The sequence below is a fragment of the Phenylobacterium terrae genome (genome assembly GCF_042681205.1).
GTDB classification, from domain to species: Bacteria; Pseudomonadota; Alphaproteobacteria; order Caulobacterales; family Caulobacteraceae; genus Phenylobacterium; species Phenylobacterium terrae.
Window position 1 is genome coordinate 2,672,318 of sequence record NZ_JBHUEY010000001.1, and the last position, 15,272, is coordinate 2,687,589.

A 15,272-nucleotide genomic window follows, 5' to 3' on the forward strand; every position below is an offset into this window, starting at 1 on the left:
TCTAGATGCGGATGTCGAGGGCGGCGCTGGGCCGGCTCGAAAGTTTGGGGGGCAGGGCGGCCTGGTCGGCGGCTTCGCCGTTCGCCAGGGCCTGGGCGAAGGCGCGGCCGCGGAACGCGCCGCCGTCCTGGCGCGCCTCCGGATCGCGCCCGGAGTGCGAGCTGTCCGTCAGGTCGAACGACAGACCGCCGGAGACGTCGAAGCCGGCCTGCTCCAGCGCCCGCTGCAGCTCCGGCGCGCGGCCGCGCAGCTCGGCGGCGGCCTGCGGGGAGTCCACGGCGAAGGCGGCGGTCAGCTTGCCGGCGGCGCCGATCTCGATCTGCACGTCCACCCGGCCGAGGCCGGCGGGTTGCAGCTCGACCTGGAAGCGGGTGGAGCGGCCCTCGAGCTTGCGGGCGATGTCGGCGGCTAGGGCCGCGACGGTGTCCGGCGCGCCGCGGACGATGGCGGCGGCGTCGCGATGGGCCGGCGTTTCGGCGATCGCCGAGGCCGCCCCGGAGCCTGCGGCCGTCTGCAGCGGCTTGGGCGTGTCGGCCGTCTCGGCCGCGGCCAGCAGTTCGGGCGCGGCGGCGGCCGCTTCGACGACGGGCCTGGCGGGTTCAGCGGGCGCGGTGGGGCGCAGGCCGAATAGCGGCGGGGCGTCCTCGGCGCCGGCGGGCGGGGCGGCCGTCGGCGCGGGCGCGTCCGGTCTGGCCTGACCGTCGGCTGCGCCCCCGCCGGCCTGCTGGCGGCGGGCCGGGGACGCGGGGAGCGGCGACAGCGCCGGCGCGGCGTCGGTCGCCGTCTCGCCCTCGGCGGGCGCTTCGACGGCGGGTTCGGCAGGCGGCGGGGCGGCGGCCTCGACCGGCCGCGCGCGCACCACGGCGGCTTGCAGAAGGGGATGCGCTCGCGCGTCCTCGCCGGCGCGCATCGGCGGGCGCGGGGCGTCGGTCACAGGCGCCGGGACCCAGTTCGGCTGCGGTGCGGTCGGCTCGGCGCCGGCGTGGGCCGCCGGCGGGGCCGCCGCGGCCGGCTGGGCCGGGCTGGCCGGTTGGACGGGAACTGCGGGGCGGGCCGGGGCGAGGCCGGGTTCGGCGCGGACGGCGGGTTGCGCCGGGGTCGCCGGCTCGGCGGGAGCGGCGGCGCGGCCCTGCGGCAGGGGGGCCTTGGCCGGAGGCTCGACCGCTGTCGTGGGCGCCGCCGAGGCCTCGTCGGCGGCCGGCCGACCGGTGGCGGCCAGCCGCGCGGCGGCCGTCTCCAGCCCCGGAGCCGGGGCCTCGCCGCCCTCGGCGACCCGCGTCTCGATGCGTTGCGCGGCGTTGGCGAGGCCGGGCGGCGATGAGGGTTGCGGTGCGGCGTCGTCCGCCTGCGTCTCCGGCGCCGCGGCCTGCGCGGGCGCAGCCGGCGGCGCGACGGGCGGCCACGGCTGGGGAAGGGCAGGCGCCGCCGCATCGGCGGCGGGGAGCTCGGCAAGCGGCGCCGGCTCGGCCTCGCCCTCGATCTCCGGCGCTGCCGGCGCGCTGGCGACGGCCGCCGCCTGGGCCGGCGCCTGCTCCATCATCGCGCCCGTCGCGGCGGCCAGCAGCGCCTCGAAGACGTCCACCGCCTGGCCAGGCGCAGCCGCCGCGCCGGGCTGGCCGGGCGTCGCTGGCGCGGTCGGGAGGGACATCGGGAACGCGAACATGAAGCGGGGGTCTTGCCTTGGCGAGGGTAGCGCCTGCTGCGCTGGGGCCATTCGACACCTGCTGAGCAACCCCTGGGCCAACTTGGGCGCGCAGCCATAAGCTGCAGAAAAGAAAAAGCTTTCTGTCGCCTCTTAACAGTCTGGCGACGGTGCTGCGGGCCGAATTTGCCGGGCCGCCGCCGTCAGATAGGCCGGCCTTGCCGGGGCGCGGGCGCCCGGCTTCCACGCAGGCGCGCAGGTTCAGGAGGACTTGGCGCCGGTTGGCCCGCCTCTTGCGCCGCACTGGGGGACAACAATCGGCCTCGGCAGAAGACAGCTTTGAAAACGTTCGATTTTCCGCAGGAAGCAAAGAGGGTGTTCACCACGCCCTCGGCAGTTTTCGCCGGGTCGGGCGTCAGGCTTTGCCGAGGGGAGGCCTAGAGAATGTCGCTCCACGTCGCACTGAACACCGCCACGTCCGGCCTGATGGCCGCGCAGACGGGCATCCGGACGGTCTCGGACAACATCGCCAACGTCAACACGCCCGGTTACGTGCGCAAGGCGATGGTGCAGCAGTCGCAGGTGGTCAGCGGCGCCGGCATGGGCGTCACCGTCACCGGCATCAAGCGCGTCACCGACCAGTACCTGCAGCTGGCCAGCCTGAACGCCGGCTCGGACGCGGCCAAATGGAACGTCGTCTCAGAGTATCTCGACAGCGCCCAGAGCCTGTTCGGCGACCCCTCGAGCCCGGGCTACTTCTTCTCGCGCCTCGACGAAGTGTGGAACGCCTTCGCCCAGGCCGCCGACGATCCCTCGTCCAGTCTGCTGCGGAGCCAGGCGCTCACGCGCGTGCAGGAGTTCCTGACCGAGGCGGACCGGATCAACAGCTCGCTTCAGAACCTGACCAAGACGGTGGACTCCCGGCTGGTGGCCGGCGTCGACCGGGCGAACCAGCTGATCGGCGAGATCCAGAAGCTCAACGTCGACATCACCAGGACCAAGATGGCCGGGGGCGACGCCTCGGGGTCGGAGAACATCCAGGCCACCCTCGTCGACGAGCTGGCGGGCCTGATGAACGTGCGGGTGGCCAAGCGCGAGATGGGCGGCGTCGTCCTCCGCTCCGCCGAGGGCCTGCTGCTGGCCGGCGATCACTCCGCCAAGCTCGTCTATGAGCGGACCGACGCCACCCGCGGCTACATCGCCATCCAGAACCCGAACAACCCCGCCTACACCACGCCGATCGAGGTGACCGGCGGGGAGCTGCGGGGCCTGCTGGACATGCGCGACGACGTCCTGCCCGACCTCACCGACCAGCTGGGCGAGTTCGTCAACCGGGCGGCCGAGCAGATCAACCGGGTGCACAACGACTCGGCGGCCGTGCCGGCCCCGGCGACCCTCACCGGCCGCAACACCGGGCTGATGGACATCGCCTCCGCCGCCGCCGGCTTCTCGGGCACGAGTTCGCTCGCCATCGTCGACGCCGCCGGCGTGGTGCAGCGGCGGATCGACATCGACTTCACCGCCGGGACCATGACGGTGGACGGCGCGCCCGGCCCGGCGTTCACGCCGGCCAGTTTCGTGACCGCCCTCAACACCGCCCTGGGCGCGGACGGAACGGCCACCTACGTGAACGGCGCCCTCAGCATCTCGGCCGCCAACGCGGGCGTGGGGATCGCCATCGACGAGGGCACCTCGTCCAAGACCGGACGCGGCTTCTCCCACTACTTCGGCCTGAACGACCTCGTGCGCTCGGGCGGCCTGGCCAGCTGGGACACCGGGCTGACGGGCGCCAGCAACCACGGTTTCACCGGCGCGATCACCTTCCGGGTGGCCGAGGGCGACGGCCGCTTCATCCGCGACATCACCGTGCCGGCGCCGGCCGGGGCGACGATGAACGACCTCCTGACCGCCCTGAACTCGCCCGCCAGCGGCGTCGGTCTCTATGGTCAGTTCAGCCTTGACGCGAACGGCGCCCTGACCTTCGGCGGCGGGCCACCGCTCAACGCCAACATCTCGGTGATCGCCGACACCACGCAGCGCGGCGTCGACGGGCCCTCGATGAGCGAGCTGTTCGGGCTGGGCGTGCTGCAGCGGTCCACCCGCGCCGAACGCTTTCACGTCGACACGGCCATCTACAACGACCCCCGCAAGCTCGGCTTCGCCCAACTCGACCTGTCGGTCGGGGCCGGCCTGCCGGCCCTGCGGCCCGCCGACAACAAGGGCGCCCTGGCGCTCGCCGAGGCCGGCGAACTGACCGGCCGCTTCGGCGCGGCGGGCGACGTCCCGGCCGCTAACATGACGCTGACCCGCTACGCCATGGAGTTCGCCGGCGGCATCGGCCGCAAGGCGGCGACGGCGGAATCCTCGATGTCCGGCGCCCATGCGGTGAAGATCGAGGCCGACGCCCGCCGCCAGTCGGTGGAGGGCGTCAACATGGACGAGGAGCTGGTCATGCTCACCACCTACCAGCAGGCCTTCAACGCCTCCGCCCGGATGATCCAGGCGGCGAAGGACCTGTTCGACGTACTGCTGGAATTCGTGTGAGGGCCTGAACGATGGTTCGTATCGCAACCAACACCAGCTACAGCGCGGTTCTCGCCAACCTGACGGCCGCCCAGAGGCGCCAGCTGGACGCCGGCGACCGGCTGGCCAGCCAGAAGAACGGCGACGACCTGAAGGCCTACGCCAAGAACGCCGAGATGCTGACGGCCATGCGCACGGTCCACACCCGGACCGAGGGGTATCTGTCTCAGAACGTGCTGCTGACCGAGAAGCTGATCGCCCAGGACAGCGCCATGAACAAGCTCGTCGACGCCGCCACCCGGGTGCGCCAGCGCATCACCGACGCTTTGGCGACCAAGAGCGGCGAGGGGCTGATGCTGGAGATCGAGGCCGAGTTCCGCACCGCCGTCTCGGGCCTGAACGCCCAGTTCGCCGGCAAGCCGCTGTTCGCGGGCGGCCAGATCAACATCGCGCCGGTCTCGGCCCAGACCCTGACCGACCTCACCGACCCGCTGGCCACCATCCCCGGCTTCTTCCACAACGACGACTTCAAGGTGCAGGCCCGGCTGGATGAGTCCACGACGGTGACGACGGGCTTCCTGGCCGAGGATCTCGGCACCCAGATGCTCACCGCCTTCCGGGATCTCCAGGCGTTCGAGGAAGGCGCCACGGGCAATTTCGGACCGCAGCTGACCCAGGACCAGGAGAACTTCCTCACCAACCAGCTCGCCGTCTGGGAGCAGGTCACCGACTTCCTGGTCGACCAGACCGCCCGCAACGGCATGGTCCAGAAGCGGGTCGAGGACGTGGGCCTGGACCTGGCGCGCCGCCGGGACATGACCGCCGGCATGATCGGCAACATCGTCGACGCCGACATGGCCAAGGCCGCCTCGGACCTCAGCCAGGCCGAGTTCTCGGTCCAGGCCGCCGCCCAGGTGTTCGCCACCTTGCGGGAAAGCTCGCTGCTGAACGTGCTGCGGGCGTAGGCGCTGGAGCGCCGCGACCGTCTCGGCGCTCGTACCTCCCGCCGCTGCGCGGGGGGAGGTAGGAGAGAGGAAGGTAGTGCGCCGGGACCTGGGTCGGTGGGGGCAGCCAGTGTAATCAGGGGGGCTGGACCGCAGGTCCCGGCGCGCGCCTCGTCCCGGCCGGCGGGGGCCGCGGGGGCGAAAGGGGTGTCGTCAGGCCAGCTCGAACTCGGCGCCGACGCGGCCGATCAGCCGCTCGCCGAGCCAGACCTCGACCGCATGGGCCGCGCCCCGCAGGGCCTCGGCGAAGCTCAGGGCCTCCTCGTCGGACGCGTGGGCCGCGTTCAGCGAGCCCGAGATCCGCTCGTGGCGGGTGAGGATGTAAAGCCGGTAGGACCGCATGGGTTACTGTTCCCCGTCTCGATGGTCCCTTTATGGCCAAGCTTCTAGGCGGAGTTAGGGCGCAGATTGTGGCGAAGCCGCCTGCGACCGCCGGTCGCAACCTCGCAATCTTCAGTCCCTGCCGCTACATAGCGGAAATGGTCGACACCCTCTCCGTGACCGACGTGCCCGACGCCGTGCTGGATGCAGCGCGCGCGGCCGTCGGCCTGCCCGAAGGCGCCAGAATTGTGGCGGCCATGTCGGGCGGCGTGGACTCAACTGTGACCGCGGCGTTAATGGCGCGGGCCGGCTACGACGTCGTGGGCGTCACCCTGCAGCTCTACGACCACGGGGCGGCGATCCAGAAGAAGGGCGCCTGCTGCGCCGGCCAGGATATCCACGACGCCCGCATGGCGGCGGATGCGCTGAACATCCCCCACTACGTCCTGGACTACGAAAGCCGCTTCCGCGAGCAGGTGATCGAGGACTTCGCCGACGCCTACCTGCGCGGCGAGACGCCGATCCCCTGCGTGCGCTGCAATCAGACCGTCAAGTTCCGCGATCTGCTGGACGTCGCCCGCGACCTGGGCGCGGCGGCGATGGTCACCGGCCACTACGTCGCCCGCAGGGAGGGCCCCGCCGGGCCCGAGCTGCACCGGGCGGCCGACCCGGCGCGCGACCAGAGCTACTTCCTGTTCGCCACCACGCGCGAGCAGCTCGACTACCTGCGCTTCCCGCTCGGCGGCCTGCCGAAGAGCGAGGTTAGGCGGGTGGCGGCGGGCCTGGGCCTGTCGGTCGCCGACAAGCCGGACAGCCAGGACATCTGCTTCGTGCCGGAAGGCCGCTACACGACCATCATCGACCGGCTGCGCCCGCACGGCGCCGAGCCGGGCGACATCGTCCACCTGGACGGGCGCGTCCTCGGCCGCCACGAGGGCGTGACCCGCTACACCATCGGCCAGCGCCGGGGGCTGAACGTGGCCGTCGGCGATCCGCTGTTCGTGGTGCGGATCGATGCGGACAAGCGGCAGGTGATCGTCGGCCCGCGCGAGGCGCTGCTCACCGCCGCCCTGACGCTGAAGGAGACCAACTGGCTCGGCGAGGCGGCGACCATCGAGGCCGCCTGCGAGGCCGGCCGGCCGGTGCTGGCCCGCGTGCGCTCGACCCGCGAGCCGGCGCCCGGGCGGTTGGCGCTGGTGGGCGGCGTCCCCGGCGTGATGTTCGACGCGCCCGAGGAAGGCGTCGCGCCCGGCCAGGCTTGCGTGCTCTACGCGCCGGAAGCGCCCACGCGGGTGCTCGGCGGCGGCTTCATCGCCGGGACGCGGGCGGCTCACCTCTGACGTCATCCCGGCCGAGCGCAGCGAGAGCCGGGACCCAGTACCCGCCCGGCCGCCGCACTGGGTCCCGGATCGGCCGTTCGGCCGTCCGGGATGACAGGGTTGGGTGACGCTGGAGGGAAGGCCTATATCTCCCCCATGAGCACCACCGACCCCATCGTCATCGCCTCCTACGCCCGCACGCCCATGGGCGGCTTCCAGGGCGTGCTCGCTCCCGTCAAGGCCACCGAGCTCGGGGCCGCCGCCGTCAGGGCCGCCGTCGAGCGGGCCGGCGTCGCGCCCGACAGGATAGAGCAGATCGTCATGGGCTGCGTGCTGCCGGCGGGCCTGGGCCAGGCGCCGGCGCGCCAGGCGGCGTTGGGGGCGGGGCTGCCCAAGTCGGTGGAGGCGACCACCGTCAACAAGATGTGCGGCTCGGGCATGCAGGCCGCCATCCTGGCGCACGACGCGCTGGCCGCCGGGTCGGCCGACGTCATCGTCGCCGGCGGCATGGAGAGCATGAGCAACGCGCCCTATCTGATGGCCAAGCACCGGGCCGGCGCCCGCATCGGCCACGACACGGCGTTCGACCACATGTACCTGGACGGCCTGGAGGACGCCTACGAGCCCGGCCGGCTCATGGGCAGCTTCGCCGAGGAGACGGCCCGCGCCTACCAGTTCACCCGCGAGGCCATGGACGACTACGCCATCGCCAGCCTCACCCGCGCCCGCAAGGCCACCGAGAGCGGCGCCTTCGCCCGCGAGATCGTCCCGGTGGAGGTCACAGGCCGCAAGGGGACCGAGACCGTCGCGGCCGACGAGCAGCCGCTGAAGGCCGACCCCGCCAAGATCCCGACGCTGAAGCCGGCGTTCGCCAAGGACGGGGCCATCACCGCCGCCAACGCCTCTTCCATCAGCGACGGGGCCGCGGCCCTGGTGCTGACGCGGGCCTCGGTCGCCGAGAAGCTGGGCCTCAACGTGGTGGCGCGGATCGTCTCCCACGCCGCCCACGCCCACGAGCCGGGCCTGTTCACCACCGCCCCGGTGCCGGCCGTCCAGAAGGCGCTGAAGAAGGCCGGCTGGTCGGCGGGCGAGGTCGACATCTTCGAGATCAACGAGGCCTTCGCCGTCGTGGCGATGATCGCCGAGCGGGAGATCGGCATCGACCGCGAGCAGCTCAACGTCCACGGCGGCGCCTGCGCCCTCGGCCATCCGATCGGCGCTAGCGGCGCGCGGATCCTGGCGACCCTGCTCTCCGCCCTCGAGCAGCACGGCGGCAAACGCGGCGTCGCCAGCCTCTGCATCGGCGGCGGCGAGGCGACCGCGATGGCGGTGGAGCTGGTCTAAGACCTCTCCCTCCGCTTGCGGAGGAAGAGGTCTACTACTGCTTCGCCATCCGCTCGGCCATGCCGGCCACGTCGTTGAGGTTGATCGTCCCCGCGCCGGGGATGGAGACCTGGATGTCGCCGGGCTTCATGCCTTCGGGGCAGGGGCCCTTCCAGGCGGCGTCCATGACCATCTTCATCTCGCCGTTGGCCTGCGGGATCGACGAGCCCGACGTCGTGGTCGTCGCCTCCATCTTGTAGGCCGAGGCGAAGTCGCCGGTGATCGTGCCCTTGCTGGTCACCTTGCCGCCCTGGCCGTCCGGGCAGACCGAGACGAAGGAATAGCCGCCGGGGATCGGGGTGAAGCTGTTCTGCTCGCAGCCGCTCTCGGCCGAGGCCTGCTGGCCCCACAGGGCGACGTTCTTGTCCGTCTCGGCGTCGATGCACAGCCGGCTCGTCTGGGTCACGCCCATGGTCTGCATGGAGTGTTCCCAGAGCCCGGCCTTGCGCGCCGGGCGGCCCGCGGGCGCGGAGGCCTGCGCCGTGGCCGCTTCGCCGGCCTCGCCCGCGGCGGGCGCGGCGGCCTTCTCCTCGGCCCGCTGGCACGACCACAGGAAGACGACCGAGCCGAGGAGGACGAGGGTGCGAGTGCTGCGCCGCATGCTGGGGCTCCCATTTGTGGTTAACCCAAGCTTAAGCTGCTTCGCCCGGGCCGGGGAGGGGCGCGCCCCTCCGGCCGGCTCAAACCGGCCCCGGCGACGGAAGTTCGGGATCGAACCGGGGAGGAGAAGGGTTTTCAGGCCATGAGCGACTTACGCAACAACGAGGCCCGCTCGCGCTACGAGATGGACGAGCAGGGCATGACCTCCTGGGCCGACTACCGGCTGAAGGGCGAGCGGCTCTACATCGACCATGTGGAGAGCCCCGTGCCGCTGCGCGGCTCCGGCGCCGCCGGCCGGCTGATGGCCGCCCTGGCGCAGGACGCCAAGCAGCGGGGCCTGAAGATCACCCCGATCTGCGGCTACGCGGCCGCCTGGCTGCGCCGCAGCAAGGAATACCGGGAGCTGCTGGAATGAGCCCGCAGCCCAGCACGACCTCGCCGACCCCCGGCGGGCGCGAGCCCGAGGGGACCAAGCCCGGCCCGGCCTCGGCCCCGAACGAGCCCGGCTCGGACGCCGACGCCCGCCGCCGGCGGATCGAGAACGATCCCGGCCTCTCGCCCGTCGGCCCACTCGGCGGCGGGGCGATCAGCGAGACGGCGAGCGAGGAGGACTGAGGGGCCACGCGCCTCGTCATCCCCAACTCGTCATCGCCGGGCTTGCCCCGGCGAGCCAGCCCGTTGCGGCAGGGCAGGGCGCATCAGGATGGGCGCCCGGCATGAAGCCGGCCGTGACGGACAAAGGGGACGCTGGCGACGGCGCGCGCGACCCAGCGGCTCAATACGTAGTGGAGAAAAAACGCCTCTGCTTCAGAGGCTGACGGGCGCCAGGGCCCGGAGCACAGCTCTTCGCCGGCCCCCGCCGCACCTTCCCGGCGATATCCGGGAAGGGCGTAGCGGGACCCGTACAGACTTATCGGAATCTCAGTTGCGCCGCAGGATGGCTTCCATGGCCTGGACGCGGGTCTCGGACTCTTCGGCCAGGCGGCGCGCGATCTCGCGGATGCCGACCGGATAGGCGTCGCCGCCGTCGGCGATCTCGCCGGCGAGGCGCTCGACCTCCACCAGGGCGGCCTCGAGAGACAGGATGTGCTCACGGGCGAGGTTCTTGGCCTCGTTCTGGAGACGACGGATACGCTCGGACAGGTTGGCTTCGCCCTTGATCAGGGCCGCACCGTTGTCCGCCACCACGCTCAAAGAAGGCGACATATGACTCATCCTACATTCGGGCCTTCCGGGGCCGGCCTTTTGCTTGGCCGATCCCCGTCCGGCGGGTCCACACCACCCAAGATACCGATCAAATCGGCACATGGTTCCGCCAAAGCTGCAGCATTCGCGCCACAAGCGAAGGCGTGCGGCGCCGGCGCCACGGCACGTGGTTAAGGCCTGAAAACGCTGGACTTTAGCTCGGCCAAGCTTCGCCTTGATTCTGCTCGGATTCCCGCGCGGCGCGAAAAGGGGACGGGTCGAATACATGGTAAAGGTTGCATGCCCGACGCGAAAAATCGTCGTTAAGACGGCGCTCACCAGCTTGACTTTGGAGGGGTCCGTCACCCGCCGAGGAGCCCCATTTCGGGCGCCCGCCAGGCCCGATCTGGCACGCTGCGTGCCGTCGTGGGACGCCTAGCCCGGCGTCGTCTCGCCGCCGCCCCGCAGGCCCCTGCGCAGGACGTCGACCAGCTCCATCGGCATCGGGAAGACGATGGTCGAGTTCTTGTCCGCGCCGATGTCGTAGAGGGTGTTGAGGTAGCGCAGCTGCATGGCCTCCGGCTGCTGGGCGAGCGTCGCTGCCGCCTCCACCAGCGTCTGGGAGGCCTGCTTCTCGCCCTCGGCGTTGATCACCCGGGCCCGCCGGTTGCGCTCGGCCTCGGCCTGGCGGGCGATCGCCCGGACCATGCTCTCGTCGATGTCCACGTGCTTGATCTCGACGTTGGCCACCTTCACCCCCCAGGCGTCGGTCTGGGCGTCGAGGATCTCCTGGATGTCCTTGTTGAGCTTGTCCCGCTCGGCCAGCATCTCGTCGAGCTCGTGCTTGCCCAGCACCGAGCGCAGGGTGGTCTGAGCCAGCTGGCTGGTGGCGGCGAAGAAGTCCTCCACCGCGATCACCGCCCGGTCGGCGTCGACGACCCGGAAATAGACCACCGCCGAGACCTTCACCGAGACGTTGTCGCGGGAGATGACGTCTTGGCTGGGCACGTCCAGCACGATGGTTCGCAGGGAGACCTTCACCATCTGCTGCACCAGGGGGATCAGGATGATCAGCCCCGGCCCCTTCACTCCGGTGAACCGCCCCAGCGTGAAGATCACGCCGCGCTCGTACTCGCGCAGGATCTTGATCGCCTGGGCGAGCACGAAGAGGACGATGAAGGCCAGGGCGATCCAGGTCGCCAAGTCGATGTAGATCTGCATCCGGTCCTGCCTTTCAGTCTCTCGCGGCCGAGTCTTCCGCCTCCACCAACACCGTCAGTCCGTCCCGCGCCGTCACCCGGGCGGTCTGGCCGGGCGCCAGGGGGCGCGCCGAGCGCGCCCGCCAGCTCTCGCCCTCCAGCTGCACGAAGCCTTCGTCGCCGGCCCAGCTCAGCACCGGCCCGGCCGCGCCCACCAGGTTGCCGAAGGCCGCGGGCCGGCGCCTCGCCCGCCAGGCCGCCCCCAGCGCCAGGACGAAGAAGGCGAGCGAGCCGGCGACCACTGCGACCACCAGCCATGGCGAGAGCTGCATCTCCGGGACCGGCCCCTTGAAGAGGATCAGGCTGCCGAGGGCCAGGGCGGCCGCCCCGCCGATCCCCAGCACGCCCACCGACGGCGTCATCGCCTCGGCGGTCATCAGCCCGATGCCCAGGGCGATGAGGATCAGGCCGGCGTAGTTCACCGGCAGCAGGTTCAGAGAGAACAGCGCCACCACCAGCGACACCGCCCCGATCACGCCGGGCCCGTAGGTCCCGGGGCTCATGAACTCGAAGATCAGGCCGTAGATGCCGATCAGCAGCAGCAGGTAGGCGATGTTGGGGTCGGTGATCGCCGCCAGCGCCTTGTTGCGCCAGCTGGCCCCGACCTCGACGACCTCGGCGCCGGAGAGGGCCAGCACGTGCGGCTTGCCGGCGAGACGCACCGTCCGCCCGTCCGCCGCCGCGATCAGTCCGTCCATGTCCGCCGCCAGCACCTCGATGACCTTCTGCTCCAACGCCTGGCCGGCGGTGAGCGTCGCCGCCTGCCGCACCGCGGCCTCGGCGAACTCGGCGTTGCGCCCGTGCAGGGCGGCCAGGCTGGCGAGGTAGGCGGCCGCGTCGTTGACGACCTTGGCGGTCATGGCGTCGGCGGGCGCCTTCTCGGCGGTCTCCTTGGCCTTCTCCTCCGCCGTCTCCGGCTGGCCGCCGCCGGGCAGGGGCGTCGATCCCCCGCCCATGGAGACCGGCGTCGCCGCGCCTAGGTGCGTCCCCGGCGCCATCGCCGCCAGGTGGCTCGCATAGAGGATGTAGGTCCCCGCGCTCGCCGCCCGGGCCCCCGCCGGCGCGACGAAGGTCGCCACCGGCACGGGGGACGCCAGGATCTCGGCGATGATGTCCCGGGTGGCGCTGTCGAGACCGCCGGGGGTGTCCATGCGGATCACCAGCAGGCGGGCGTTGCGCTGCTGCGCGGTCTCCAGGCCGTCGCGGAGGTATTCGGTGGTCGCCGGGCCGATGGCGCCGTCGATGTCGAGCACCAGGACGGGGCCGGGCCGCGCGGCCGGCGCCGCCGCCGTCTGCCCCTGGGCCGCCAGCGCAGGCCACAGCATCCCGGCCAGCATCGCCAAGAGGGCGATCCACCGCCACACCGGAACCGGGCCGCGCGCCGCGCCCAAAGGGGCCTCCTTCCGCCTCGTGCGAAAAGGTTAACACACCTTGCGGCGGTTGCGGGCGTTGTCCGCCGCGCATCCGGCCGAGCGTCCCAGCGGGAGCTTTCTCGACCGCCAAGACCGCCAAGATCGCCAAGAGATCGGGGCCGGGCTCCTCGAACAGGAGATGTCCTCTCGGCCCTTGGCGGTCTTGGCGGTCTTGGCGGTGAAGGCCGTCTTGGTGGTGAATACAGAGGGCTCCGCCTACAGCGGCAGCTCCAGCACCACCTCGTCCCCGTCCATCCGGCCCGTGTGGCGGAAGCCGAGCCCCAGATAGAAGGGCTCCGGACAGCCGGGCCCCGGGACGTAGGAGGTCAGCAGCGCCTTGAACACGCCCTTGCCGCGCACGTGCTCGATCACCTGCGCCATCGCGGCCCGCCCGACGCCCTGGCCCTGGAACCTTGCGTCCACCATCAGCCGCCAGAGCAGGACCTCCGGCGCCTCCGGCGGCGGCGAGCGCAACGACTCGTCCTCCAGCATCACGAAGCCCGCCGGCTCCTCGCCCACGTAGATCGCCCGGTACCAGGCCTCCGGCGCGAACAGCGCCTGGGCCAGCGACACCGCGTTCGGCGCCACGAACTGCGTCTGGTCATCGGCGACGGCGAGCTTGATGACCGGGAGCACGGTCTCGGCGGTGATTTCGCGGAGAGTGACAGGGGCGGACATGCCTTGACCATAGCACGGGCGGTCCTCGGCCTGCCCCCTTGCGCGCAAGCTCAGCTGCAGTCATCGTGAGCACAAAGGGGGAACGATCATGGGGCTGCTCGACTTCCTGACCAGCGGCTCGCCGCAGGACCGCTTCGCCAGGGAGGTGATGGCGCGGATCCGCGCGCGGGGATGGACGGGAGAAATACGCCACGATCCGGGAAGCTTCAGCATCACGCTCGGAGCGGACTCGATCAGCCTGCTCAACGGGTTCCTCGAACGCGGGAAGATGAGCCGCGCGCGCCGAGCAGAAGCCGTCGATGAGCTCGCCACGTTGGCGCTGATGTCGGCGGAGCCGCCGCCCGCCACGCTCGGTGAAGTCGCAGACAAGCTGCTTCCGGTCATCCGCACGCGGGTGCACGTCGGCGACATGTGGCTGGTCCGGCCTGCGTGGGAGGAAGTGAGCCGACGGCGCTGTCATGCCCCAATCTCCGACAGCCTCTGCGCCTGGGCCGCAGTTGAGCTGGGTCTCGGCTTGCGCGGTGTCGGCGACGAGGACCTGGATCGCTGGGGCGTTGGCTTCGATGAAGTGCTGGCGATCGCGGTGGACAACCTGCGCGCCCGCAGCTCGCCTGCGAAATTCGAGAAGGATCCGCGCGGCTTCTACACGACGCGCTACCGCGACCACTACGACGTCTCGCGCCTCCTGCTGCCGGACTTGCTTCAGACGCTGCCGCTGAACGGAGACCCGGTGATCCTCGCGCCCGAGCGCGACACCCTCGTGGTGGCAGGGTCCGAAGACTCGGACGCACTGGAGGCCATGGGCGCGCAACTGGAATCCGTTCTTGGGACGATGAAGCGCCTGATCTCGATGGAGGCTTTGGTCCACCGGGAGGGGGCGTGGAGACGCTTGGGCGTGACGAATGCAAGCCACGCGCTTGGCCGCTTGGCGATGCTAGGAGCGGACCTCAATCACGAACAACAGCGCAGGCTCATGGCGCACGAGTTCGCAGAAGCCGGACGCGACGCGTATGCGGCGGAGCTGACCCTGCTCGACGCCGAAGAAGGCGCCACCTGGAGTCCCATCGCGTTCGGGAAGACGGCGCTTGCGCCCCTGGCCGATGCCTACCTGCTCAGCTCAGGCGAGCCAGGCGGCGCCCTCGTCCGGGCGCGAAGCGACTTCGAGGCCATCTGCGGGCCGTTCGCGCGCGAGCCCGACTGCTGGCCGGAACGCCTGATCATCGACCGGGCGCCCTCGGCCGATCAGTGGGCCCAGTTGCGGGCGGCGGCAATACCTGAGGGCTTCGAAGCGCTTCAAGCGCAGTTCACCGACGGTCGGAAGGCACGCTAGTCCCTTCGGTGACCGGGCAATGCGAGCGCTTTTCATGAGGCTCTTCAATTTCTTCGCTCGAGAAACGCCGGAGCAGCGCCAAACGCGGCGGCGCATGAACTGGATCGCACGTCGCGGATGGTTCGGACGGCTCGACGATGACCCGGCGACTTTAGACGCGATCGAGACGGTGTTCGCCTACAACGACCAATGGGTCCATCTGCTCGACCGACACCCAGAAGTGCTCGGACTCGACGTCGGAGCGGTCTGTGCCGAAGACGACGGAGACTCCTATGTGACCTGGACAGCCTGGGAGTGGGGCGTCCCGACACTCCTGCCGCTTGTGGACGTATTCGTGATGCGCGCGCCCAACGGCGAGGTCATGATCCTAGCCCGCAAGGATGTGGAAGACGCACTCGGTCCTTTGCCCCTCGAGCCTGATTGTGAGCCGCCTCGCTACGCGATGCTCGGTCCGCACGACAGCGACGCTTGGCTCCGTCTCCGCGCCTGCCCGGCAGCGTCCGAACTGCTGGAGGAAGCGGACTACGGCCCACCGATCCCCATGTCGCTACTCAGGAGGGGCGGGGAGCGGAGGCGAAAACCGCCGCCGCGCCGGCGGCTTCTTCGGTGACGCCCC

15 protein-coding genes are annotated in these 15,272 nt (G+C 71.2%); 8 read left to right on the forward strand and 7 right to left on the reverse strand.

The features are described 5' to 3' along the window. Window position 1: 1 nt before the first annotated feature. Window positions 2–1,648, reverse strand: a complete 1,647-nt coding sequence (locus ACFSC0_RS13345) for a flagellar hook-length control protein FliK (protein WP_377355160.1) — start codon at window positions 1,646–1,648, stop codon at window positions 2–4. Between the two features lie 438 nt (window positions 1,649–2,086). Between ACFSC0_RS13345 and flgK the strand changes: the two genes are divergently transcribed. Next, entirely contained in the window at window positions 2,087–4,186 is a 2,100-nt protein-coding gene (gene flgK, locus ACFSC0_RS13350; protein ID WP_377283665.1) for a flagellar hook-associated protein FlgK, read from the forward strand. A gap of 11 nt (window positions 4,187–4,197) precedes the next feature. Further along, window positions 4,198–5,130, forward strand: coding sequence for a flagellin (locus tag ACFSC0_RS13355; protein WP_377283664.1), 933 nt, complete (start codon window positions 4,198–4,200; stop codon window positions 5,128–5,130). A gap of 192 nt (window positions 5,131–5,322) precedes the next feature. Here the strand turns inward: ACFSC0_RS13355 and ACFSC0_RS13360 are convergent, their stop codons facing one another. Beyond that, the gene (locus ACFSC0_RS13360) at window positions 5,323–5,511 is read right to left on the reverse strand and encodes a hypothetical protein (protein ID WP_377283663.1); all 189 of its coding nucleotides are present in this window, start codon (window positions 5,509–5,511) and stop codon (window positions 5,323–5,325) included. A 137-nt stretch (window positions 5,512–5,648) separates the two neighbouring features. On the opposite strand from ACFSC0_RS13360, the gene mnmA reads away from it, so the two are divergent. Together mnmA and ACFSC0_RS13370 are read left to right on the forward strand one after the other, a co-directional pair. After that, entirely contained in the window at window positions 5,649–6,830 is a 1,182-nt protein-coding gene (gene mnmA / locus ACFSC0_RS13365) for a tRNA 2-thiouridine(34) synthase MnmA (protein ID WP_377283662.1), read from the forward strand. A gap of 135 nt (window positions 6,831–6,965) precedes the next feature. Continuing rightward, a complete protein-coding gene (locus tag ACFSC0_RS13370; protein WP_377283661.1) occupies window positions 6,966–8,153 on the forward strand; it encodes an acetyl-CoA C-acyltransferase in 1,188 nt (395 codons plus the stop codon). A gap of 34 nt (window positions 8,154–8,187) precedes the next feature. Here ACFSC0_RS13370 and ACFSC0_RS13375 read toward each other — a convergent pair whose 3' ends face one another. Continuing rightward, on the reverse strand, window positions 8,188–8,793 hold the full coding sequence (locus ACFSC0_RS13375; protein WP_377283660.1) for a DUF3617 domain-containing protein: 606 nt from the start codon (window positions 8,791–8,793) through the stop codon (window positions 8,188–8,190). A gap of 141 nt (window positions 8,794–8,934) precedes the next feature. Here ACFSC0_RS13375 and ACFSC0_RS13380 point away from each other — a divergent pair, with 141 nt between their 5' ends. Next, complete coding sequence (locus ACFSC0_RS13380) at window positions 8,935–9,207, forward strand: GNAT family N-acetyltransferase (protein WP_377283659.1); 273 nt, start codon at window positions 8,935–8,937, stop codon at window positions 9,205–9,207. Further along, window positions 9,204–9,407: a hypothetical protein gene (locus ACFSC0_RS13385; protein ID WP_377283658.1), complete on the forward strand. Its 204-nt coding sequence runs from the start codon at window positions 9,204–9,206 to the stop codon at window positions 9,405–9,407. The genes ACFSC0_RS13380 and ACFSC0_RS13385 overlap by 4 nt, the downstream gene beginning before the upstream one ends. A 306-nt stretch (window positions 9,408–9,713) precedes the next feature. Here the strand turns inward: ACFSC0_RS13385 and ACFSC0_RS13390 are convergent, their stop codons facing one another. From ACFSC0_RS13390 to ACFSC0_RS13405, 4 genes are all read right to left on the reverse strand, one after another. After that, window positions 9,714–9,998, reverse strand: a complete 285-nt coding sequence (locus ACFSC0_RS13390) for a hypothetical protein (protein WP_377283657.1) — start codon at window positions 9,996–9,998, stop codon at window positions 9,714–9,716. A gap of 414 nt (window positions 9,999–10,412) precedes the next feature. Further along, on the reverse strand, window positions 10,413–11,198 hold the full coding sequence (locus ACFSC0_RS13395; protein WP_377283656.1) for a slipin family protein: 786 nt from the start codon (window positions 11,196–11,198) through the stop codon (window positions 10,413–10,415). A 13-nt stretch (window positions 11,199–11,211) separates the two neighbouring features. After that, a complete protein-coding gene (locus ACFSC0_RS13400; RefSeq protein WP_377283655.1) occupies window positions 11,212–12,627 on the reverse strand; it encodes an NfeD family protein in 1,416 nt (471 codons plus the stop codon). A gap of 237 nt (window positions 12,628–12,864) precedes the next feature. Then, window positions 12,865–13,326, reverse strand: a complete 462-nt coding sequence (locus ACFSC0_RS13405) for a GNAT family N-acetyltransferase (protein WP_377283654.1) — start codon at window positions 13,324–13,326, stop codon at window positions 12,865–12,867. Between the two features lie 88 nt (window positions 13,327–13,414). Between ACFSC0_RS13405 and ACFSC0_RS13410 the strand changes: the two genes are divergently transcribed. Beyond that, entirely contained in the window at window positions 13,415–14,656 is a 1,242-nt protein-coding gene (locus ACFSC0_RS13410) for a DUF1444 domain-containing protein (protein ID WP_377283653.1), read from the forward strand. A 34-nt stretch (window positions 14,657–14,690) separates the two neighbouring features. After that, entirely contained in the window at window positions 14,691–15,266 is a 576-nt protein-coding gene (locus tag ACFSC0_RS13415; RefSeq protein ID WP_377283652.1) for a hypothetical protein, read from the forward strand. Window positions 15,267–15,272 lie beyond the last annotated feature (6 nt).